Raw genomic sequence first — 21,177 nt, 5'->3', positions numbered from 1 at the left:
TCAATAGCGCGGAGAGACGTCCAATACCAGCTGGGGAGCGAAGGCCGCTTCACCGCGGGAAATCGTCACCAGCGTGTTGGCATCACAGGCGGCGAGGGAGCCTTCGATCACGCCCACGAGCCACATGCGAAGTCCCAGGGACGCGGGCTCGAAATCCGCGACCCGCACCGTGCTGAGCTTCTCACCACCCTCCACTTCCCAGATGCCGAAGTCGAACAGGCGACTGAGCACCGGGACCAGCCGGCGGAGAATGGTGGAGAAGTGATCGGGCCGCAGCGCCATCTTGAGCACCTGGGCCAGCTCCCCGGTGACGGATGCTTCACCGGCCATGCGACACCAGGCCGGATTGCCTCGGCACAGGTTGGTCGTGGCGCGCTCGATGTAACGCGTCACCAGATCCAGGTCGTAATACACGATCGCCTGCACCGTGCCCTGCACCAAGTCGTCTACCGCCGCGGGGCCCAAGGACTCGATGATTCCATTGCGGCTCACCGGACCGAAGCTCTTCAGCAGGTACTGATCGAAGGCGCGCAGCACGATGCCCCGGGCGTGGCACTGGCCCACGAAGCGAGCGGGCAACGACCGGCCCAGGGACGCCGGCGTGGGAGTGGGCGTGTGCAGCGCGGACTCTCGCGTGGGCACCTCCGCCGGAGGCCGCGAGAGCCGCGGGGGCGTCGGACGACGCGGCACGAAGTCCAGAGAAGGGCGCGTGTCGCCGATGCGCGGGTTTTCGGCCGGAGGCGGCTCGCTCCAGCTCTCGCCGATCCCCTTGTTGGTGCGGCTCGGAACCACTTGGAAATCGTTCCGCGACCGGACGCCGCTGACGCTGTTGGCGGCGGCGGGCTCCACGACGGAAAGGAGCGCGCGCTCCATTTCCTGCGGCGTGCACAAGGTCGCGATCTCTCGCGCCATTTCGGCGGCGCTCGGGTAGCGCTCGTCCGGGCGCTTGGCCAAGGCGCGCTGCAAGATGGCGTCGATGGTGGGCTCGTTCGGCCCACCGTTGTCCCGCAGCAGTGGGGTGCGAGCGTGGGCGATCTTGTAAGCGGTGGCTACCGTGGTGGGCGCGTGGAACGGACGCGTTCCCGTGAGCAGCTCGTACAGCACCACGCCCACGGCGAATAGGTCGCTGCGCCCATTCAGCACGACCTCGCCGTTGGCTTGCTCGGGGGAAAGATAGTCCGGAGTGCCGAACACCACGCCGGTGCTGGTGCGGGGCGTGGGCGCCGCGGGCCAGAGCATCTTGGCGATGCCGAAGTCGAGGAGCTTCACCACCAGCTCCCCGCGCTCGTCGATCGAGTAGAAGATGTTCTCGGGCTTCAGGTCGCGGTGGATGATGCCCGCCTCGTGGGCAGCGCTCAGCGCGTCGAGCACCGGAAGCATGGTGCCCACCGCGGCGGCGACGGTCAGCTTGCCCAGGCGGGCGAGCACCCGAGCCACGCTTTCCCCTCGCAGGTACTCCATCACGATGTAGGGGCCGGTCTCCCCTTGCCCGGCGTCGAGGATGTCGACCAAGCCCGGATGACGGATGCGGCTGACGGACTGCGCCTCCTGGAAGAAGCGGGCCGATTGGTTTCGGTCGCCCGCTTGCGCCGGGTTCAGGAGCTTGAGGGCCACGACGCGACCGATGAGCACGTTCTCGGCCTGGTAGACCTCGCTCATGCCGCCTACACCGATGCGCTCCAGCAGCTTGTACTTGCCGGCAATGAGCAGACCGGTTGCGGGTTCCACCAGCATCAGGGGTTCGTAACGTGTAAACCTAGCCGAGATGGTCGGAGTCGACCCCGGGGATGACGCAGGCAGCGTTCCCCATCTTCAGTCTATCAGGTTCGGCCGGCCGGGCGGAATCAGTGCCCGGGTCGTGGTGATTTCCTCCGGCGGTGCATTGGTACCACCAGAGTGCGCGTGTTGCGGCGCGGTCGCAGGGGTCAGTCGCGTCGAATCCAGCTCGGGCCAATCGCTCATCGTACCCTACTGCGAGGGCTGCCTGCGACATGCAACGCGAGGTCTGACGCGAGATCTGTCTGCGTCTCTGGCCGGCTGTCTGCTTGCGGCCACTGCGTCCATCGCACTTCCGCTCACCTTCGAAGGGCTGTCCCTCTTTGCCCACACAGTGATGGTGATGGGGGTGGCCGTCTTGCCGATCTTGGTGCGTTGGCTCTGGCGACCGCGGCGCGGGGATGGGCACACGGCCACGGAACGCGCGGTTTGGTGGGTGCCGGAAGGGCTGGCCTGCACCCACCCCCGGTTTGCCGACGAGCTTGCGCGGGCCAACGACGGACGCAGCGAACCCCGCGCGGTTCCCCACCCGGCGCCGGCGCCATGGGTGTACGCCGGGGTGGTACTGGCGTTGGTGGCGGCCCCAGTGGGCTGGACCTTCACCCACCCTCGGGTGCGGGTGCTCAATCTCACCCCGGAGCGGCTGATCGTGTCGGTGGACGGCAAAACTCTGGTGAGCATCGACCCCACCAGCGCCGAGAGCCCCGCCGCCGGCTTGTCCCTGAGGTTCCCGTCCGGCCGTCACACGTTGACCGCCAAGAACCCAGAAGGTCGCGTCGTCTACGACGCCGAGGTCACGATCCGACCGGGGGCAGAGCATTTGTGGGCCCCCGCGGCGAGCGCCATCTGCTTCTGGTTGGAGCAGAATCACTACGGGAGAGCGCGCGCCCCAGCCGAGGTCCGCGCCCTGGTGGGGGCCGAGCGCTTTTGGGCGCTGCCACCGGTGGACACCTGGTTTGCGCCCAATCCCCCGGAATCCGAGGTGGATGCCCGTTCCAGCGGGGGATCTCTGTGGGCCCTGCGCCAGGCGCCCTGCTCCGCAGCACCAGCGAGTGTGCGAGCGTTGGCAAGCCCGGCTCAATGACTATAGTACCGCGACCGTGGCGGACGAGTCGGACAACACCGTGAACGAAGGCCCCGAAAGCGAAGAGCCGGTGGAGGTTGCGGAAGCGGAAGTCGCGCCCGAGGCCGACCCGCCGGCGGACCCCCTGGAGGAGGCCCGGGCGGAGGCCGCACGGCTTCGAGAGCAGCTGCTACGCACCGCGGCGGACTTCGACAATTTCCGCAAGCGGGCGCGGCGTGAGCAGACGGACGCCGAGCGGCGCGCTCGCGACGACCTGCTTCGGGATCTGCTGCCGGTCTTCGACAACCTGGAACGGGCGGTCCAGCACGCGGATGCGGCAACCGATGTTCAGGGGTTGCAAGACGGCATTCGCATGGTGATGCGCATGTTCCAGGACACCCTGGGCCGCATGGACATCACTCGGGTCGATTCCGTCGGACAGCCGTTCGATCCATCCGTGCACGAAGCGATCCAGCAGATGGAGACGCCCGACCATCCCGCCGGAACCGTCGCCGCGGAGGTACAGCCGGGATACCGCGCCGGGGATCGTCTGATCCGACCGGCCATGGTGGTCGTGTCGAAGGGACCACCCGCGGAAGCCTCGGAGTAAGGCACCCCGGCCTCGCGCCTCTCGGGGTATGCTGCGCCCGATCATGGGGAAGATCATCGGCATCGATCTGGGCACGACCAACTCCTGTGTGGCCGTGCTGGAGGGGACTACGGCCAGCGGTGAGCCGGAAGTGAAGGTGATCCCGAACACCGAGGGAGCACGCACCACGCCGTCGATCGTGGCCTTCTCCAGTAGCGGAGAGCGGCTCGTCGGGCAGGTCGCCAAACGCCAGGCTACGACCAACCCCGAGAGCACCGTCAGCGCCATCAAGCGATTGATGGGCCGGCAGTTCAAGAGCGACGAGGTGCAGCGCCACGTGAAGGCCGTGGCCTACACCGTGATCGAGCACGAGAACGGCGACGCTTGGGCAGAGATCCAAGGCAAGACCATGTCGCCCCCCGAGATCAGCGCCATGGTCCTGGCGAAGATCAAGGAGATCGCCGAGAGCTATCTCGGAGAGCCGGTGAGCGAGGCCATCGTCACCGTCCCTGCATATTTCGATGACGCCCAGCGGCAGGCGACCAAAGACGCTGGAAAGATCGCGGGACTGGACGTCAAACGCATCTTGAACGAGCCCACTGCGGCGTCCCTCGCGTACGGCCTGGATCACACGAAGGACGAGTGCATCGCGGTGTACGACCTCGGGGGAGGCACCTTCGACATCTCGATCCTCGAGATCGCCGGGGGCGTCTTCAACGTGAAGGCCACCGGCGGCGACACGCACCTGGGCGGCGAGGACTTCGACACGCGGATCGTCGACAAGCTCGCCGACGACTTCCAAAAGGAGCACGGCACCGATCTGCGCCGGGACCGCATGGCCCTGCAGCGCTTGAAGGAAGCCGCCGAGAAGGCCAAGCACGAGCTGTCGTCGTCGCTGGAAACGGACATCAACATCCCCTTCATCGCCACCGGCCCGAGCGGTCCGATCCACCTGGAGCGGACCATGAAGCGGAGCGAGCTCGAGATCCTGACGCGGGACCTCATCGACCGCACGCTGGAGTCCTGTCGTGCGGTGCTCAAGGACGCCAAGCTGAACGCGGAGCAGGTGGATCAGGTCGTGCTGGTGGGAGGCATGACGCGCATGCCCGCCGTGCAGAAGGCGGTCAAGGAGCTGTTCGGCAAGGATCCCCACAAGGGCGTGAACCCGGACGAGGTGGTGGCAGTCGGCGCGGCCATCCAAGGCGCCGCGCTCGGCGGCGCGATCGACGAGATGCTGCTGCTGGACGTCACGCCGCTGAGCATCGGCGTGGAGACCGGCGGCGGCGTGTTCACCAAGCTGATTCCCCGCAACACCACCGTCCCCACGGAGAAGAGCGAAATCTTCACTACCAGCGTGGACAACCAGCCCTTCGTGCCGATCCACGTGCTGCAAGGCGAGCGCGAGATGGCAGCGGACAATCGCAGCCTGGCGCACTTCGAGCTCACGGGCATTCCGCCGGCCCCCCGCGGCGTGCCCAAGATCCAGGTCACCTTCCGCATCGACGCCAACGGCATCTTGTCGGTGGAGGCCAAAGATCTCGGAACCGGCCGCACCCAGGCCATCAACGTGACCCCGACCAGCGGCTTGAATCAGGGCGAGATCGAGCAGCTGGTGAGCGAGGGTGACAAGTACAAAGAGGCCGACGCCCTGCGCCGGGAAATGGCCGAGATCAAGAATCAGTCGGAGACGCTGATCTACACCACGGAACAAGCCTTGGAGGCGTACGCGGACCTCCTGGAGCAGGACCGCGTGGAAGCGATGCAAAAAGACCTCGAAGCGCTCAGGGCCGCCCTCGGCGGAGGCGCGGATCTGGACACGATCCGTGATGCCTACACCCGGCTCGAGAACGCCACCTTCGAGATCGCAGAAGCGATGTACGGTGGCGAAGAAGAGAACCCGGGATGAGCCCGAGCCATGAGCGAAGGCGAGGCCTACGGTAGGTACCGGCTCCTCGGGCGCATCGGTCGCGGCGCCAGCGGTGAGGTATTCAAAGCCAAGAGCTTCGGCGTCGAGGGTTTCGAGAAGACCCTCGTCGTCAAGCGATTGCTGCCGGAGCTGGCCCACAACGCGCGCTTCGTAGAAGCGTTCGTCGCACACACCCGCGAGGCCGTGCGCCTGAGCCACGCCAACGTGGCGCAAGTGTTCGACCTGGGGCGCGTGGACGACAGCTATTTCACTGCCGGCGAGTTCGTCGCCGGCTTGGATCTGGGTCGTGTGCTCACCACCATGGCGGAGCGCCGCGAAGCGGTCAGCGTGGAGCTCGCGTTGTTTTTGGGAGCGGAGCTGTGCAAGGCGCTGGACCACGCGCACCGGCGCCAGAGTGTGGTGCACGGAGACGTGGGTCCTTCCAACGTGCTCTTGAGCTGGGACGGCGAGGTGAAGCTCGCGGATTTCTGCGTGGCGCTCCCGCTCTACCAACTGGCGCAGAGCGACCAGCGTGAGCTTCCCCGCATTGCAGAGAAGCTCGGACGAGCGAGCCCGGAGCTGTGCGCGGGACGCGCGCTGAGCCCCAAGAGCGACCTGTTTTCCTTGGGCGCGCTCTTGTACCAGCTGCTCGCGGGCCGAGCCCCGTTCGCCGAAGCCAGCGCCGAGCAAACGCTGGTCCGGGGTGCCAGCGGTCAGTTCGAGCCGCTGCATCGCTCGCGGCCGGATCTGCCGCTGGAGCTCGTCGGCGTGATCCACCATTGTCTGGAGCTGGATCCCGACGATCGACCGGAGAGCGCGGCGCGGCTGCACGAAGAGCTCTTGGCGTTGTCCTACACGGCGAGCGGACGCTTTGGCTCGAGCGAGCTCGGGGAGCTGCTCGAGCGCTGCCAAGAAGCCCCCGCGGCGCCGGTCCCCGAGGCGACCCTGGCCACGGCCCTCGACAGCGCGTCGGGGCTGTACCGCATTCCCATCCAGAGCGAGGTGCCGCCCGCGGAAGAAGAGCCGGCGCCGGCGCTCAAGCAACTCGGGGAGCTCGGCAGCGCGCGCGACGTGTCCTGCTTGGTGCTCACGCTCTCCGGCGACGCAGCCGCGCTACGCGAACGCGCTCGCGAGATCGTGACGCGCTACGGTGGCCGCGAGGCCAAGGCCGCAGAGGGCGAAGTCGCGGCAGTGTTCGGCCTGATGCCGGTGGACAGCCGCGACACGGAGAACGCCGTGCGCTGCGGCCTGGTGCTCACTCGCGCCCTCGGACCGCTGGCGGATCTGGGCGTGGGCGTGGAGACGGGGCGCCTCAAGGCGGGAGACGACGCTTCCCAGGCCGAGTTGGTGCAAGCCGCGCGCACCCTGGCGCGCACGTCACCACAGCGGGTGACGATCTCCGCCACCGCCGCGCGCAACGTGCGCCGCGCCTTCGCCCTGGAACCGCTGGGCAAGGGCGGACGCGACGGCTGGCGCGTGGGCGACGTGCGACCGGCCAGCGTCGCGGGGCGCTTCGTGGGGCGCAGCGCGGAGCTGCGCAAGATGGCGGAGCTCCTGTCGCTGACCTCGCGCAAGAAGCTGCAGGTGGTGGGCGTCGTGGGCCCCCACGGCGTGGGCAAGACGCGCCTCGTCACCGAGACCGAACGACGGCTGGGCCGCGGGACGTTCAACATCGGTGTGTACATGGCCGCCTGCCCGCCCCGCGGGCGGGAGCTGCCGGAGAGCGCCATCGCGGCGATGCTCCGCACCCTGTGCGGCGTGCGGGATGGCGATCCGCCGGAGCTGATCGTGGCCATGGAGCCGCGGCTGCGCGCCCTCGGCCTGCGCGACGAAGAGGTCGGCGCGGTGCTGTCGTCTTTGGGGGTCGCCCGCGGCGTAGAAGCCGACACCTCTCTGAGGAGCGCCGTCACCCGCGCCATGGCGAGCCTCGCGGAAGATCGCCTGCACGTCTTCGTGTGGGACGACGCCCACGAGATGGACGCCGAGAGCGCTGCCATCGTCCGCAGCGCCGCCGAGCGCCTCGCGGGCTCCCGGGTCCTCATCGCGCTGTGTGGGCGCAACCTGGACGAACAGGGCTTCCGGGATCTCCCGAGCTACAGCGAGGTGAGCGTCGGTGATCTGGAACCGGCGGAGGTGGAGCGCTTGATTGCCGAGCGTCTCGGCGTGGTGGAAGTGCCCGCGGCCCTCACCGCGTTCGTGCAGGAGCGCGCCGGTGGCCACCCGATGTTCGTGGAGGAGCTGCTGCTCGAGGCGCAGGAGTCAGGCGCCGTGGTGGTCAAGGCAGGCCGCGTCGCGGGCCTCTCGCTGGAGGGCGCCATCGCGGTGCCGCGCCCGCTGCGCGCGTTGCTCGGGGATCGCGTGCGACGGCTGCCGGACGCCGAGCGCGGCCTGCTGGTCGCGGCGGCGGTGCTGGGCGCCCCGGCGGATCTCTCGGTGCTGTCCACCATGCTCGCTTCCCCCATCGGCCAGGTGAACCAGCTGGCGGATTCCCTGGCGGCGCGCCAGCTGGTGGTGCGCGAGGGGCCCGTCGCCCTCGCTTTCACGTCGCCGCTCTTGCCGGAGGTGGTGCTCAGCGATCTTGAGCCGGACGTGCGCATGGACCTGCACCTGCAGGCCGCCAACGCGTATCAGGTCGCCCTCGGCGTGCGTACGGAGGAGCAGTCCGCGCTCATCGGGCACCATTTGGCGGAGGCCGGCGAGCGCGATCGCGCTGCAGGGTTCTTCGCTACCAGTGGGTTGTTCCATCTGGAAGCGCGCCGGCTGGACATCGCCGCGCTGCACCTGGCCCGCGCCCTGGATCTGGCGGACCTCGCCGGGCGGGACGGAACGCAGCTGTCGGAGTGGGTCGCCGCGCTGTCCAACGCCGTGCGCCACGTGCGCGCCGGCGCCGAGCTGCCGCCGCTGATCCAGCGCATCAGCGGCTGGCTGGTGCTGGCAAAGGGCATCGACGCGCGGCTTCGGGGGCAGATGACGATCGACCTCGCGTTGTCTTTGGCCGCGCTGCATCGCTACAAGGAGGCGCGCCGGCTCTTGCAGCGTGCCGCGGACAGCGCGGCGCACTGGCCCGAGCTGTCGCGTTCGGCGCTCACCGCGGAAGCCGAGATCGCGACGCGGCAGGGCGAGTTCAAGCTCGCGGTGCAGGCGCTCACTCGGGCTCGAGAGCTGGGCCCCGGGGACGCCGCCGACGAGCATCGCATCTTGGTGGCCACGGCGCAGGCGGAGGCGGGAGCCGGCCAGCTCGATGCAGCGCTCGACGCGCTGAACCGCGCCCAGCGCCTCGCCGGCGCCGACGATCCGGTGCTCCGCGGCGAGCGTGCCAAGATGCGCGCGTTGATCTCCGGCTTCCGCGGCGAGTGGGCGGATTGCGCGCTCGCCAGCGAGCACGCCGCGGAAGAGATGCGCGCGTGCGGGCTGATCCACGAGGCGGCCGTGAACCTGCACAACCAGGGCGACGCGCTCATGCGCGTGGGCGACCTGCCGCGCGCCTACGCCGTGTTGCAGTCGTCCCTCGCCGTAGCGGAGGAAATCGGCTCCGAGCGCATGGTGAACCTCAACGGCATGATGCTGGCCTACCTGGACGCGCTGAAGGGCTCCGACGAAGCGCGTCAGACGCTGGTGCAGCGCATCGCCAAGGCGGAGATGCAGCGCTGGACCTGGGACGTGCTCACCGGACGCTATCTGCTAGGCAAGCTCTATCTGGAGCGCGGCGACGCGCGCGCCGCACGCCGGGAGCTCGGGCTCGCCCGCACCATGGCGGTCTCGACGGACAATCGACTGCTGATCGCCGACTGCGACAGCGAGCTCGCGAAGCTGCCTCCGGGTTGAGCGAACGCCGCTTGCCCGGCGCCCGGAGCCTTTTGGGCTCGGGGCGCCGGAAGCGTCATTGCCTCAAGCCGACTTGGCTTTGGGCGCGGGACCGACGACGCTATCGATGTCGACTTTCGCGACACCGGGGCCGTCTCCGGTCCATACGGACACCGTCGTGTTCCGCTTGGGAAAGACTGTATCGACTCGAACGATCTTGCCGACTCTTCCGTCTTTGAGCAGAACCCGCCGGCGATCCGTCATGTATTGATGGATGTGCCGGATGGTTGACATGAGCGGAATATAGGGCCGGCCCGGGGGACTGTCAGGTTTTCCACAGTTCCTCCCCAGGCTGGCGGGCCGGGGGGTTCCGCGGCGGACCGACATAATGATCAACGAAATCATGTACTTGTAGATCGGTCGCGAACTGGGCCGCCATGGCCCCGTCACGATAACGTTCCGTCGCGATGCATGCGCGAAGTCTGCTGGGGTGTCTGATCTTGTCGCTCGGCGCGACCTTCGGCTGCAGCCACCACCATGGGGCGCGGCTGGCGCGGGCGCCGCTGTCGCCACCGCCGGTGGAGATGGAGCGCCATTCCGGGCGGCTGTGGATCGAGCTCGCGGGCTACACCGAAGGCTCGCAGTGCGTGGATCGCGGCGAGCGCCCGCTGTGCTTTCTCGGGGTCGACGACCAGCTCGCCTACTCCCTGGAGCGCGTGCTGTGGCCGGCTTTTCCGGAAGTGCGGGTGAAGCAGAAGGGCGATGATCTCGCGCCCGGCGACTACATCCTACTCGTGGATCTGAAGCTGGATGCGCTGCCTCCCGACGACGCTGGACCGGGTTGGTCCGCTTCGGCACAAGGCTCCTGGCGGCTGATTCGAGATGGGCTGCCGCTTGCGACGGAAAAGGTCGCGTCCCGCTCGCGGGCGACGTTCCCCTATGGGCACACGCTGGCGGTGGGCGCCTCCGAGGTGGTGGACGCGGTCGCGGTGCACGTGGCCATGACCGTGGGAATGCTGCCGGAAACGCGGCCGGAACCGGCGGTACCCTTGCCCCCGGTGGAGACCCGGGATCCGTCAGGTCCGCTGCTCGCTCCCAAGATCAAGTCGACGCTCGCCACTTCCGAATAGCGTTTCCTCGATTATTTTGTTGGAGCGGCGCGGATCCCGTCCGTTTCCGATCATCGAGAACTCTTGTCATGGATACCGCCTGGCCCTTCGCGACGGGGAAAGCCCCTTTCAAGGTGAAGGGCATCGCCTACGCGTTCCACATGGAATACGTGAAGAGCGAGATCCCCGGCGGCCTGGCCGCACAGAACGCGCATTTCGAGAACGCGGCCCTCGCGAGGTTCTTCGAGCAGCCGTTCTTCGCCACCAGCTGGTACGACGTGTATCCCTTGATGCAGGCTGGGCACGCCTGCGGCGCCGCCACCCACGAGAGCTTCGAGGAGTTCGTGCGCCGGCGCGGGCGCCACCAGGTGAAGAAGGACCTGGGGCTGGTGCGACGCGCGTTGGTGCGCATGCTGAGCCCCGCCACCTTGGCGACGCGGGTACCGCAGATCAACGCCACCTATTTCGACTTCGTGAAGGTGGAGACGCGCGTGGAGAGCAAGCACAGCGTCGAGGGCTTCTGTCGGGGATTGCCGGGAGCGGTGCTGCGCTGGTACCAGCTGGTCACGGAGACGTTTCTGGACGAAGTGATGGCGCGCAGCGGCGCGGACAAGCGCGTGATCGAGTGGCGGCCGCCGCGGCGCGCGGGCGAAGCGCACGGAGTCGCGATCTACGACGTGGGTTACCACGTGCACTGGGACTGACTACGCCCCTCCGCGGCCAACGCCGGTGGCGAGACCGCCCGCAATGATGTGCGCCAAGCGCAGCGGCTCCGGCAGATTGCCGTGCAGCGTGGTGCTCGCGAGCAGTGCCTCGGCCTGGCGCAGGGTGAGACCCACGCGCTGGACGTACACGCCGCTGAGCGGCTCCATTTCCCCCGCCCTCTCGAGCAGCCGCCACTTTTCGCGCCCCCCCGGCACGCGCTCGAGCAAGGCGCGGCGCATGGCCGCGAGGTTCGGCTTGCGGCGCGCGACGACCAGCACGGGGCGGCCAACGCGCGCGTGCAGGGCGTGGACGTCGACCACGTTGAAGCCGCCCACGGCGATGCCCTGCAAGACGACGGCCTGGACGTGCTCGTCGAAGGGCGACCCGACGAGCATGTCCGCGATGCGCGTCGCGGCGTTCTTGCCGTCGCGCCGCACGCGGCCGGTGAGCACGCCATCCAGCCGGGTGCGGCTGCACACGGTGCCGACGATGGCGACGTCGCCGCGGTGATCGCGCGCGAACGGCGCGTCGTCCACGCCCATCACGTTGGAAAGGCGCACGGGGCGCACGTCAGCCGTCGCCCGTTCCCCGCGCGAGCTCCGGCAAACGCAAGCGCCGCGCGAACGCCGGGTAGAAGGAGCCGAACAGCGCGGCGCCCGCGAGGGTGCCGGCGAAGGCCGCCAACGCGTACAGCTTGCCCTCGCCGATGTTCACCAAGATGGGCCCCGGACACATGCCGGTGATGGACCAGCCCACGCCAAACAAGATGCCGCCCACGATGTTGCCGCGGTGCGACGGCTTTTCACCGAGGTCCACGGCTTGGCCGGAGAGCGTCTTGCCCCGGCGCTTGAGCAGCCAGATCCCAGGCGCCGTGACCACCACCGCCACACCCATGATTCCGTACAGCTGGAAGTCCTGGAACAGGAACATCTTCTGGATGAAGTCGTAGTCCGCGGCACCGCTGCGGCTGAGGGTCCAACCGAAGACGGTGCCGAACACGAGGTACACGATCCACATGGCTCACTGCCCCAAGATCACGCGATAGATCAGCGTGGTGGTGAGGATGCCCGCCGCCATGAAGCTGAGGGTGGAGACGAGACCGGATTTTTCGAAGTTCGAAAGACCAAAGATGCCGTGACCGCTGGTGCAGCCGCCCGCCAAGCGCGTACCGAAGCCGACCAACAGGCCACCGCCGAACATCCACGCGATCTTGAACGCGGGCCCGCCACCGATGACGGTGTCGAACATGCCCAGCTCCCAGGTCGGCTTCCAACCGCCACCGAGCACGGCGGACAGCACGCCCCCGAGCAGCAATCCGAGCAGCAACGGCAACCGCCACGCGTTGGAGCGCGTGAGCTCCGGACGACGGAAGTAAGGCGCCTTGATCACCAGGGAGCAGACGCTCTCGAAGCCGGTGGAGATGCCCAAGCGTCGGTTGGTGAGCCAGATGAGAAGCAAGGTGACGAGGCCGACCCCGACGCCGCCCACCGCCCAGTGATAGGGCTGGACGTCGTTCAAGATGAGGGTGTGCATCGGCGAGGTGTAGCACCGGGCTCACGGTGTGACGTCCACGATCTCCCAGCCGAGGAACGCCGCGATCCGTTCCGCGATTCGCCAGTAGGCCGCGGGGTCTTCGCTCGCTGAGCCGATCAATTCCACGAGATTGAGCTCTCCGGGATCGATGCCGGACACGGCGAAGTTCCCCTCGGGTGAAGCCTTGACCATGGTCAGGCTGAGCCACGGTGCTCCCGCCGAGTTGCCGAACTCCACCGCGCTACGCTCGATCAGCTCGGCGTCCTTGCGGAGAAACGCGCGCAGCTCGGATGTGCTTCTGGTCCGCGAATGGATCGCGTCAGCACGAACGTCAAGGTAGAGGTAGCTCATCAGTCGCGCCTCGAGCCGCGCTTGGCGATGAGGTGAAGCAGAGCTCGTTCGGCAACGCGAGCCAGGCCGCGAATGCATGCACCTTGATTTCGGGCAGTGCCGCGTTGCTCGGATGTGCCTCGACTTCGACCACATCGCCTATGGCCAAGGTGGCCTTGCATTACGTTCTGCCCATCGAACGTGCAGCGCTTCCGTTATGGACGCGCTCATCCCGTTTCCCACGGCGGGACCTGCGGGCGAAGCAGAACATCTGCGGGTGTTCGCCAGCTTGTTTGTGGTCCGCGACCGTCACCGATGTCCTCGGTCAGTCCCTCTTCGAGTCCGGTGTGAAAGCTCGGGGGTAAGAACGCTCGAAGGAGATACGACCCAGCGTTCTCGTACTTCGCGCGAGAACCGATGGTGGAAGTTGCCACGAGGGGGCACGTGGCGACCTTCCGGTCGAGCGAGAGCTCAGGAGGAAGGCAAGCGTACTTCACCGCGCCGTCCGGTGCGCCAAGGCGTTCCCACTCGCGGACACTGGTGCAAACGAACGCCTCCCAGAGGGCGCAGCCAGCGCGGAAGCGCTCGAACATCTCGGGCGAGAAACCGTCCGGATGCCGGAGATGCAGCCAGCGATTGGCCTTCACTCGTTCCCTTTCTGCCCCACCAGCTTGCTGCCGGCTGGACAATTTTCCGGATGCTACCACCTCAGCAAGCCCGGTCGGATGCAGAGCGATCGAGATCGCCGGTCGGCGCGGCGAGCCGGACGTCATGCTCGCGGGGAGCTCAATCGCCCTTCGCGTTTCAGGTGTCGTAGTCGCCATCCCAGGGCGGGTAGAAGCACATGAAGTCTCCCGGCTCGAGCGTCACGCACCAGTCCTCGTCTTCCTCCTCGGGCGGGTGCGCAACCAATCCAAAAACGGTTCCGAATCGCTCGAGCTGGAAGGGTGCGACTTCGATCGGGCCGAGCGTGACATCGCCAAGGTCGGCAAGCCGCGCCGCGAACAGCGCACGGGCTGCAGCCTCGTCGACCTGTTCACGCGGCCCCAGGTCGTCAATTCGCGCTTCCAGAAGTGCACCATTGGCGTCAAAGACATACGCGGCAAGGTACTCGCAAACGCCCGGCACGAACGCTTGCGTCAGAAAGAACTGCCGTCCGTCGCAAGTCGTACCAATGTGGCTTGCGTGGTAATCGTCATGGTTGATCCGGATGCGCGCGGGAGGTCCATCGTTCATTTGCGTACGCAAGGTACCGCACCAGCGTGCGGAACGCGTCAATTCGGCCTAGCGAATCCGCAGGGGTAGGGTCAGCTTTGGAACGTGCTCCGGTAGATGGAGACGCGGGACGACGTCGAGGCCACGGGAGCCAACCAGGGAGAGTCCAACGGGGCCATGTCGACGCAGCAGATGCGAATCGGCCGGGCGCGCGCCACGTCCTCCAAGCCGTCGAGGAAGCGCTCGAGGCGTGCCCCGCCGAACGGGCAGTAGAGAAAGAAGACCGTTCCCGTGGTGATGAAGCGGACCAGTTCCGCCGCATCGCCCTGAAGGAAGCGCATCCGTGTCAGCCCCAACCAGTCTGCACGCGCCTGCGCGGTGCGCGCGAGCATGGGCTGGATCTCCAGGCCGACGCAACCCGCACCGGTCTTGAGATGTGCCAGTAGCGCGGCTCCTTCCCAGACCGGCCCCCACGTCGACGAATATGTCGTCGACGGTGACGTTCGCTTGGTCAATGGCGTCCAGGACGGACGCTGCGGCGCACGGCAGATAGGGCACGCAGCCGGGACCAAGATCGGGATCGTCGAGAGGGATCTCGTCGATGTCCCACAGCAGATCGAGCCACTGGTCGTGCTCCCAGGGCGGAACCTCGGAAAGAGCAGCGCCGAATGTTGCTGGGGTGACGCCGCCATCGCGCAGGGCAGATCGAAGGCGGACTGCTGAGCTACGAGCGACGAGGTGCACGGCCTCGTCGTAGCACGCGCCGGGCTCGGCGAGCCGCGCGTGATCGTGCGCTAGACGCGGCTCAGCCACATGATCTCAAGCTTGTCCCGCGGCTGCGCAAGACGCCGAGAGTGCGTTCCATCGTTCTTCGTTGACGCCCTTGACCAGCAGCCATGCACCGATGGAAGCCTCGAAGAGCGCTCCGGGCCCATAGAAGATGACGTCCAGCGCCTTGGGGTGGGCGGACCATACAAGGCTCAGAAATCCCAGCACCAACATGGAGACGTACGTGACCACGCCCCAGCCCGCCAGCGCTCGCGGCACCAACCTCGACATGAACAGCAGAACACAGAAGGCCGTCCCACCGACACCGATGAGCACCAACACGAGGTCCATGCCAGTGGTCCTCGCCTCCAGCACTGCGCCCACCAGGGCGGAGAGCTGGTCTGAGCCGAGAGTCGAGACGCGGCCTCTTCTACCGAGCATGTCGGCCACGAAAATGCTCGTGAGGATGGTCGATACGCCCACCACAGCTTCCGCCACGCGAAACAACAGCGCCAGGCGAGCGAGGCGGGGTTCCACGACCTTCAGGATCTCGTAGAGCGCCCACGCCAACACCAACACCAACACCAACACGTAGAGCACCAGCGTCGCCGCAATGCCGACGCGAAACAGGTCTGGGTGAGCGAGGATGTTCTGCGTCGTGGTCGCATCGTCAGCAACGACCAGACGTGCGTCGACCAGGAAGCCATTGAGAACGCCGATGAGAATGACGAGCAAATATGCAGCCCCCGCAATGCGAGCGTGCCGCTGCGGAAGCGCGGTGGGCGTCGTCATGGTTGGTCGTGGCGCTGTCGCACTCATGGCGGATTGCGCACGCGTGCACGCAGCTCCTGGCAGTCAAAGTACACTGTTTGGCGGGCGTGTTGCTCCAAACGTTGGCTTGGTCCAACGAGAGCTTCCTGTTCGTAGCCGCGGAGCCCCGGGAGCAAGAGCTTGTCGAGCGCCGCGCAACGGCTCTCGGCTACGAGTTACATGAAATCTGACATGTCTCGGGCCAGGGCTTGGCATCTTCGAGGCATCGTTGTCCTGCCCCGATCGCACGGTCTCGATCACTCGACTTCGGTACGCGGGTGCCACTCGATCCTGCCGGTAACGGGTACGAGCAATCCGTGATGTCTCTTGGCAGGGAGCCCGGAGGCAACCAGATCCGCCGCATGAACGTCGCCGGAGGTTTCGAAACCAACAAGGCCCAGCGCGAAGGGGGCTCGGGAAAAGACCCTGCGAGCAACTTCGACCAACCAGTTGTCCAGCGGCGCCCGCCAACTCTCGTGATCGGCCGCATCGAATGGGAACCCACCGACGGGGTACACACGCCCGAGCGCGCTCATGGGGAGGTAGAAAACCAGCCAATCCGAACCATCAGCCTCTTCGACGGTGCACGAGCCACAAGCGATCTGCAGGCCACCAGGACAAGAAGCGACGCCGTAGAGGTGACCGGCAGCAAGCAACGATGGCTCGAACGTGCGTCTCGGTTGGTCTGTCGGTTCCACCGCGCTATCGAGGTAGCAGCCCTCGATATCTTCGAGCTTCCAGAGCGCGTTCAGACCGTCCACTACGCCACCGCTGTCACGCTCGTACTCGAGCGCGAGCTCATAGAACCCGCCCGTCCAAGTCTCGCCGCCTGTGAACACGCGCATCGGTTTCCGCTGTCAAGCCAACATCGTGCGGTTCTGCCGCAGGTGCAAGTGTGAGGCGATGCCTGATCCCTTTCAGCACCAGGGCATGAGGAACCCTGGAACATGCTCGAAGGCGAGCCACGCGACACCGTCGAGCACGCACGACCACAGCGCAGCAGAGACAGCAAGCCCCAACGCGTGGACCGTGCCCCCTCGGGGTCGGAGGAGGAGAAGAATGAGAGCAAACCAGGCAACGAGGCGCAGCGGCAACATGGCCACCCAGGCCTGCGAATTCGTCGCGCCCACGGCGGCTTGTACTCCAATCGCTGTCGCTCCGACCACGAGTCCCAGCGCGGTCTTTGCGCCAACGAAGACCGGAAGGCGCGCTGGCTTGTCCGAGAAGCGCCGTAGGACGACGAATGCTGCTGAGTATCCAGCAACTCGCATCCCGGCAAACGCCGCGACGCCAAACACACTCGGGATCATTCCGCCCATGAGTCGGACCGCCGCAGGCTCACTGGATACCGCCAACGAGCAGGTGGCGCCAGAATCCTTCTGGGTCCTGAAGGACCTGTCGCGTGAGCTGATAGTGGGACGTTTCGTGGAGCGAGACCGTCGGCAACGATGGTTGATCGAACGAGACGATCTGTGCACCGGGATACGTCAGGAGAATCGGGGAATGCGTCGCAATCACGAACTGAGCTGTGCCGGCCCGAGCCAGGGTTCGCATTTGCAGCAGCAGCGAGAGTTGACGTTGCGGCGAGAGTGCCGACTCCGGTTCGTCCAACAAGAAGATCCCGCGCTGGAACCGGTTCAGAACGACCGAGAGGAACGCTTCGCCGTGAGATCGACGGTGTAGGGACCCGCCACCGTAGTGCTCGTACGGATCGCCCGTCATCCGGAACCAAGGGTCATCCGAACGCTGGTCCAGCAAAGAGGCAAAGTGGGCATGAAACTCCGACCGCAAGAAGTAGCCATCCGGTGCGCGCCGCGTGAAGGCAGGACGCAGCGCGAAAGAGAGCGCGCTGTCGGTATCCGGACCGTGACGCGCGCCGAGGTCGCTGCGCGCGCCCCCTGACACGGGAAGTCGATTGAGGGCAGCGATGGCCTCCAGCAGCGTCGACTTGCCTGAACCGTTCTCACCAACGAAGAAGGTAACGGGAGCCGTGAAGGTCAGATCCAGCTGCCCGACGAACGGGAGTGAGAACGGGAACGAGCTCTCCGACGGGAGGCGCTCTGTTACGACCCTGAGCCGGCTGAGGTAGGGCGGACGCTTCATGTCATTCGGGCTGCGCGGCGTGGTTCTGCAGGCCACTGATGTCGTGCGGTTCAGACGCGGACGCAAGAGCCGAGCATTGCGGGCCGCGGGAGTGCGGAGTGCATCCACTCAATCAGGCGGTCAGGTCCTTCGCAGACGGCAGTCAGTCTTGACGCGTGAGTTCCTGGAGGCACCGGCCGCACGCTGGAGCGAGCGGGACGCTTTGATCGACGGCTTCGACGGTTGCGCGCAGCGCAACAAGTGGGGCGCAATCTCGGCAGAGGGCAACGTCGAGTCGCTCATCCACCTCGTTCGCGAATCGAGCCTCGAGTCGAATGACCTCGGCTACGTGGGGCCTGTCTCGCAGATGAGGATAGGCGAGAGGTCCGGCGCGCAACCTCTTCCAAGACGTTCAACCAGCTCGCCGAAGTCCTCGTCCATGGTGAGCTCGGAAGCTCACCGTTGACAACGTCGGGGTGCCGCCAGTCGTCGAGAACCAAGAGCTCGTCGAGCTCGTCAGGGACGCTGACGCAACGTTCCTCGGCGGTAGCAAGGACGAGTGCACGGTTGGTCGCGGCGAGCATGCGCCGACTCGATCCACCGACTGAGCGTGATCCACCTCTCCCTCGCCGACGTGCCTACAACTCGCGACGGACTCGTCTCCACCCTTACCGCAGCGCTCGTCGCACCCCGCGCGTACAGCGCCAGAGCCTGTGCTACTGGCCCCGCTCCGTACCACCGCCGATGCAGCAATCCGCGCGGGCCGACCACGATCACCGCCCGGCACTCCCGGCAGCGATACCGCCGCAGCTGCACCACCTCCTGCTCCGGAGCCTGCCCAGCAGCGCCGGGACCTCGCACCTGGCGCTCGACCACGCCGTGCCCGACCACCAGGAACCGGCCGCCAATGGGCCGGGCCGCAGCCCCGCAACACGGGCAGGAACTCGGCCTCGCAGCGGCACACGACGGCATTCCCTCACTCCAGGACTTGATCCCGAGCGGGCTTGCGACAAATCTCGTAGGGCTTCGTGTTCCTCGAATCGGTTCCGAAGCACGACGGAGAGGGCGGGTCCGTCCAAAGAAACGCCCTCTCCGTCACCATTTCTGGCTCGTGCTCTCCTTCGGACCGGGCGCATACCTCCGCCTCGCCCGGTTGCACACCCCCGTGCGGATCGGCGGGCGCACCAGCTTGCGATGCACCTCGTGCAGCTGGTCCAGCAATCGCCGGGCTGGGCTCAACTACGAGGCGCGCTTACACCTAGCCGTCTCGTCCTTGGCTTGCGTTCTCGACATGGCAGCCCAGTACTGGTGGGGACCATCAAGGAAGGGACCACATGAGCCCCACCTCGTCATCGAGCGTCGAGCATGTGAGGATGGTGTGGGCGGGGTCCGCGGACAGCTCGCGGATGGCGTCGTGGCTCTCGACAACGGTTTCCACCATGGCAAGGCAGAGCGCGGGGCTGAGCCGGTGCTTTCCAAGATCCGTGCGCGCAACGTTTACGGCAGTGAAGTCGCCGAGGGAGAGGCTACGGCCGATGTTGGCTTGCCACAGTGCCGCTGCTTCTAGGTCGCGGTCCCGAATAGCATCCATGAAATGGCGGCTGCTGAAGGCGTTGCTGCTGGCAACGCTGCGAGCGGAATTCTCTCGAGTGTCGGCACAAACACTCACTGCATTGGACTCGTGATCGATATAGAAACTGAGCGTGTGAACGGCGACTCCCCGCTCCTTCAACTCCGAAAGAGCCGTGGCCATTACGCCCTTCAGAAATGCCTTGAGGTCGCTCATCGTAGTCTCGGGAGGGCAACGAATCGCTGCTGAGCAGCGGCCGCAACAGACTACCACGAGCAACAGTAGCGGCCCCGTGGTGCTTCACCACGGGCGAGCGGAAGACGCTACCGGTTGATACGTGGGCGTCGGATCCACCTCCTGTGGCGCCTACAAGCGGCGCCCACGCCAGAAGCACGCACCTACAGTGTGATCGGACTGCGTGACGCGGGAGCGGCAGACCGCGTCTGGGTGACGGCTCTGCTGACAACAATTCGCCGCCCGGTGAACACATGCAGCGGGTGCATTCGCTGGCGGACGTCCGCAACCCTCAGTGTTGCGGCTCACGACATGTGGGACTTCGGCTAACGTACGTCTCGCAGCTAGCCTGCGAGCGCAAGAAGGAGGCCCCGCAGGGGCCGACTGAGGACGCTCGTCAGGTTCAGCTGATTGTTCGGCAGCCGCGGGGGGCCGCTGGGCCTACCACCCCCGCTCGGTCATTTCGTCAGGAACAAATCCAAACTTGGTGAGCTTGCTGACCATCCAGAAGACAGCCGCGTCGAGGACTTGCGGGGCGTACGCGTCATCGTCGCGAAAGTCGCCTTTGCGCTTGCGTGACCGTGCTGGATAGGACGCCCCGAAGTAGGGCCGGTCCAAATCGGTGACGGTGACCACCAATGATGCGTCGGGCCATCGATGCAAGGAGACGACCAACTGTCTGTCAGTCAGGACGCAGCGAACCTCGGCACCGAAGCGTGCTCGGATCCGACCGCCAAGGTCTTCAAGAATCGCTCGCTCCCCGTCACGCATGAATCGGTCTGCCGAACGTACCGCTGTTGAGCAGCAGCCGCACGACAAGACGATAGGCCAACGGGCTACCACGGCTGAGCCGGTGGTACTCACCACGGGCGAGAGGCGGGAGACTGGTTCTGGGAACGGGGCGCGGCCGGCTGCTGCAACTGCTTGTTAGACCGCCTGCGAACGCGCCAGTGGCTGGCCGGTCCAGTCAACCTCGGCAGGCGACTCTCCAGGTCGCAGCGCCCATTCGATAAGCGCGCGGACGTCCTTTGGCGTGATGGAATCTGGCGAGCCGAACTCGGGGCAGCGAAAGCGCCTCCAGGGCCCCCCGCAGCCCGGCACGCAGAACTCAGGACCGAGGACGATCACGAAACGGACGTCATCAGACTGCGTGATGTGATAGCGAAGGAACACGCGCCGATCAGTCGATACGACAGTGAGCATCGGCTCGAAGCAGTCGTCTTCGTCGGGTGCAACGTACCAGAGGTATTGTCTGGCGTTCACGATGATGCGGCGTCGACCTTTTCGGCTAATCGTCATCGTAGTCGGTCTAACGTATCGGCGTTCAGCTGCGGGCGCCAGAGGTGCGGCCGCAGGCCGCGCCGACGGCGCCCGTCTGCTGCAACGGCTTTATGGGTGTTCCGTTCCGCAGTCAGGTTTCTTGGTGGGACCTGGAGAATAGAAAGCGGGACATGTGCTGCCACCGACCAGAATGGACCCCACCTACGCCGACGACACCGGGACCCGGGGACCACCCGTTTGCAGGGGTACTTCGGCTGATAAGTGCCCACCGTCTCCGACGAGGCGAGGCTGGGTCAAGGGCGCCGAAGGCGGCGAGCGAATGCGCGCGAACCCTTGACGCGGGCGAGCATCGTTGGATGATGAACGAACCAAACGAATTCTCCGCCCTCGAACCGGCGAGGT

The 21,177-nt window shown here is 66.4% G+C and carries 20 protein-coding genes; 6 read left to right on the top strand and 14 right to left on the bottom strand.

Annotation, left to right across the window (positions count from 1 at the left end):
• Entirely contained in the window at positions 1-1,734 is a 1,734-nt protein-coding gene (locus H6717_40485; GenBank protein MCB9583381.1) for a serine/threonine protein kinase, read from the bottom strand.
• A 391-nt stretch (positions 1,735-2,125) separates the two neighbouring features.
• On the opposite strand from H6717_40485, the gene H6717_40480 reads away from it, so the two are divergent.
• Genes H6717_40480 through H6717_40465 form a run of 4 tightly spaced genes read left to right on the top strand, consistent with a single transcriptional unit; the run spans position 2,126 to position 9,159 of the window.
• Entirely contained in the window at positions 2,126-2,860 is a 735-nt protein-coding gene (locus H6717_40480; GenBank protein ID MCB9583380.1) for a hypothetical protein, read from the top strand.
• Complete coding sequence (gene grpE / locus H6717_40475) at positions 2,763-3,449, top strand: nucleotide exchange factor GrpE (GenBank protein MCB9583379.1); 687 nt, start codon at positions 2,763-2,765, stop codon at positions 3,447-3,449. The genes H6717_40480 and grpE overlap by 98 nt, the downstream gene beginning before the upstream one ends.
• A 43-nt stretch (positions 3,450-3,492) precedes the next feature.
• Positions 3,493-5,334, top strand: coding sequence for a molecular chaperone DnaK (gene dnaK, locus H6717_40470; GenBank protein MCB9583378.1), 1,842 nt, complete (start codon positions 3,493-3,495; stop codon positions 5,332-5,334).
• 9 nt (positions 5,335-5,343) lie between these two features.
• Positions 5,344-9,159 (top strand): protein kinase, encoded by a 3,816-nt coding sequence (locus tag H6717_40465; protein ID MCB9583377.1) that lies wholly within the window; start codon positions 5,344-5,346, stop codon positions 9,157-9,159.
• A 63-nt stretch (positions 9,160-9,222) separates the two neighbouring features.
• Here the strand turns inward: H6717_40465 and H6717_40460 are convergent, their stop codons facing one another.
• Positions 9,223-9,432, bottom strand: coding sequence for a hypothetical protein (locus H6717_40460; GenBank protein MCB9583376.1), 210 nt, complete (start codon positions 9,430-9,432; stop codon positions 9,223-9,225).
• Between the two features lie 173 nt (positions 9,433-9,605).
• Here H6717_40460 and H6717_40455 point away from each other — a divergent pair, with 173 nt between their 5' ends.
• Together H6717_40455 and H6717_40450 are read left to right on the top strand one after the other, a co-directional pair.
• A complete protein-coding gene (locus tag H6717_40455; protein ID MCB9583375.1) occupies positions 9,606-10,268 on the top strand; it encodes a hypothetical protein in 663 nt (220 codons plus the stop codon).
• 68 nt (positions 10,269-10,336) lie between these two features.
• Positions 10,337-10,951: a hypothetical protein gene (locus tag H6717_40450; protein ID MCB9583374.1), complete on the top strand. Its 615-nt coding sequence runs from the start codon at positions 10,337-10,339 to the stop codon at positions 10,949-10,951.
• On the opposite strand, the gene H6717_40445 is transcribed toward H6717_40450, so the two are convergent.
• From H6717_40445 to H6717_40390, 12 genes are all read right to left on the bottom strand, one after another.
• A complete protein-coding gene (locus tag H6717_40445) occupies positions 10,952-11,494 on the bottom strand; it encodes a DUF99 family protein (GenBank protein ID MCB9583373.1) in 543 nt (180 codons plus the stop codon).
• Between the two features lie 28 nt (positions 11,495-11,522).
• Positions 11,523-11,969: a YeeE/YedE family protein gene (locus H6717_40440; GenBank protein ID MCB9583372.1), complete on the bottom strand. Its 447-nt coding sequence runs from the start codon at positions 11,967-11,969 to the stop codon at positions 11,523-11,525.
• 3 nt (positions 11,970-11,972) lie between these two features.
• Positions 11,973-12,485 (bottom strand): YeeE/YedE family protein, encoded by a 513-nt coding sequence (locus tag H6717_40435; GenBank protein ID MCB9583371.1) that lies wholly within the window; start codon positions 12,483-12,485, stop codon positions 11,973-11,975.
• Between the two features lie 21 nt (positions 12,486-12,506).
• Positions 12,507-12,836 (bottom strand): hypothetical protein, encoded by a 330-nt coding sequence (locus H6717_40430; GenBank protein ID MCB9583370.1) that lies wholly within the window; start codon positions 12,834-12,836, stop codon positions 12,507-12,509.
• 783 nt (positions 12,837-13,619) lie between these two features.
• Complete coding sequence (locus H6717_40425; GenBank protein MCB9583369.1) at positions 13,620-14,051, bottom strand: hypothetical protein; 432 nt, start codon at positions 14,049-14,051, stop codon at positions 13,620-13,622.
• Between the two features lie 71 nt (positions 14,052-14,122).
• Entirely contained in the window at positions 14,123-14,545 is a 423-nt protein-coding gene (locus H6717_40420; GenBank protein MCB9583368.1) for a hypothetical protein, read from the bottom strand.
• A 304-nt stretch (positions 14,546-14,849) separates the two neighbouring features.
• On the bottom strand, positions 14,850-15,590 hold the full coding sequence (locus H6717_40415; GenBank protein ID MCB9583367.1) for a DUF4386 domain-containing protein: 741 nt from the start codon (positions 15,588-15,590) through the stop codon (positions 14,850-14,852).
• 275 nt (positions 15,591-15,865) lie between these two features.
• Positions 15,866-16,447: a hypothetical protein gene (locus H6717_40410; GenBank protein MCB9583366.1), complete on the bottom strand. Its 582-nt coding sequence runs from the start codon at positions 16,445-16,447 to the stop codon at positions 15,866-15,868.
• A 499-nt stretch (positions 16,448-16,946) separates the two neighbouring features.
• Complete coding sequence (locus tag H6717_40405) at positions 16,947-17,711, bottom strand: AAA family ATPase (GenBank protein MCB9583365.1); 765 nt, start codon at positions 17,709-17,711, stop codon at positions 16,947-16,949.
• A 1,297-nt stretch (positions 17,712-19,008) separates the two neighbouring features.
• A complete protein-coding gene (locus tag H6717_40400) occupies positions 19,009-19,476 on the bottom strand; it encodes a hypothetical protein (protein MCB9583364.1) in 468 nt (155 codons plus the stop codon).
• A 459-nt stretch (positions 19,477-19,935) separates the two neighbouring features.
• On the bottom strand, positions 19,936-20,265 hold the full coding sequence (locus tag H6717_40395) for a hypothetical protein (protein MCB9583363.1): 330 nt from the start codon (positions 20,263-20,265) through the stop codon (positions 19,936-19,938).
• 156 nt (positions 20,266-20,421) lie between these two features.
• Complete coding sequence (locus H6717_40390) at positions 20,422-20,793, bottom strand: hypothetical protein (GenBank protein MCB9583362.1); 372 nt, start codon at positions 20,791-20,793, stop codon at positions 20,422-20,424.
• Positions 20,794-21,177 lie beyond the last annotated feature (384 nt).

This window comes from Polyangiaceae bacterium (genome assembly GCA_020633235.1).
Lineage (GTDB): Bacteria > Myxococcota_A > Polyangia > Polyangiales > Polyangiaceae > JACKEA01.
This window is presented reverse-complemented; position numbering and strand designations above follow the sequence as displayed.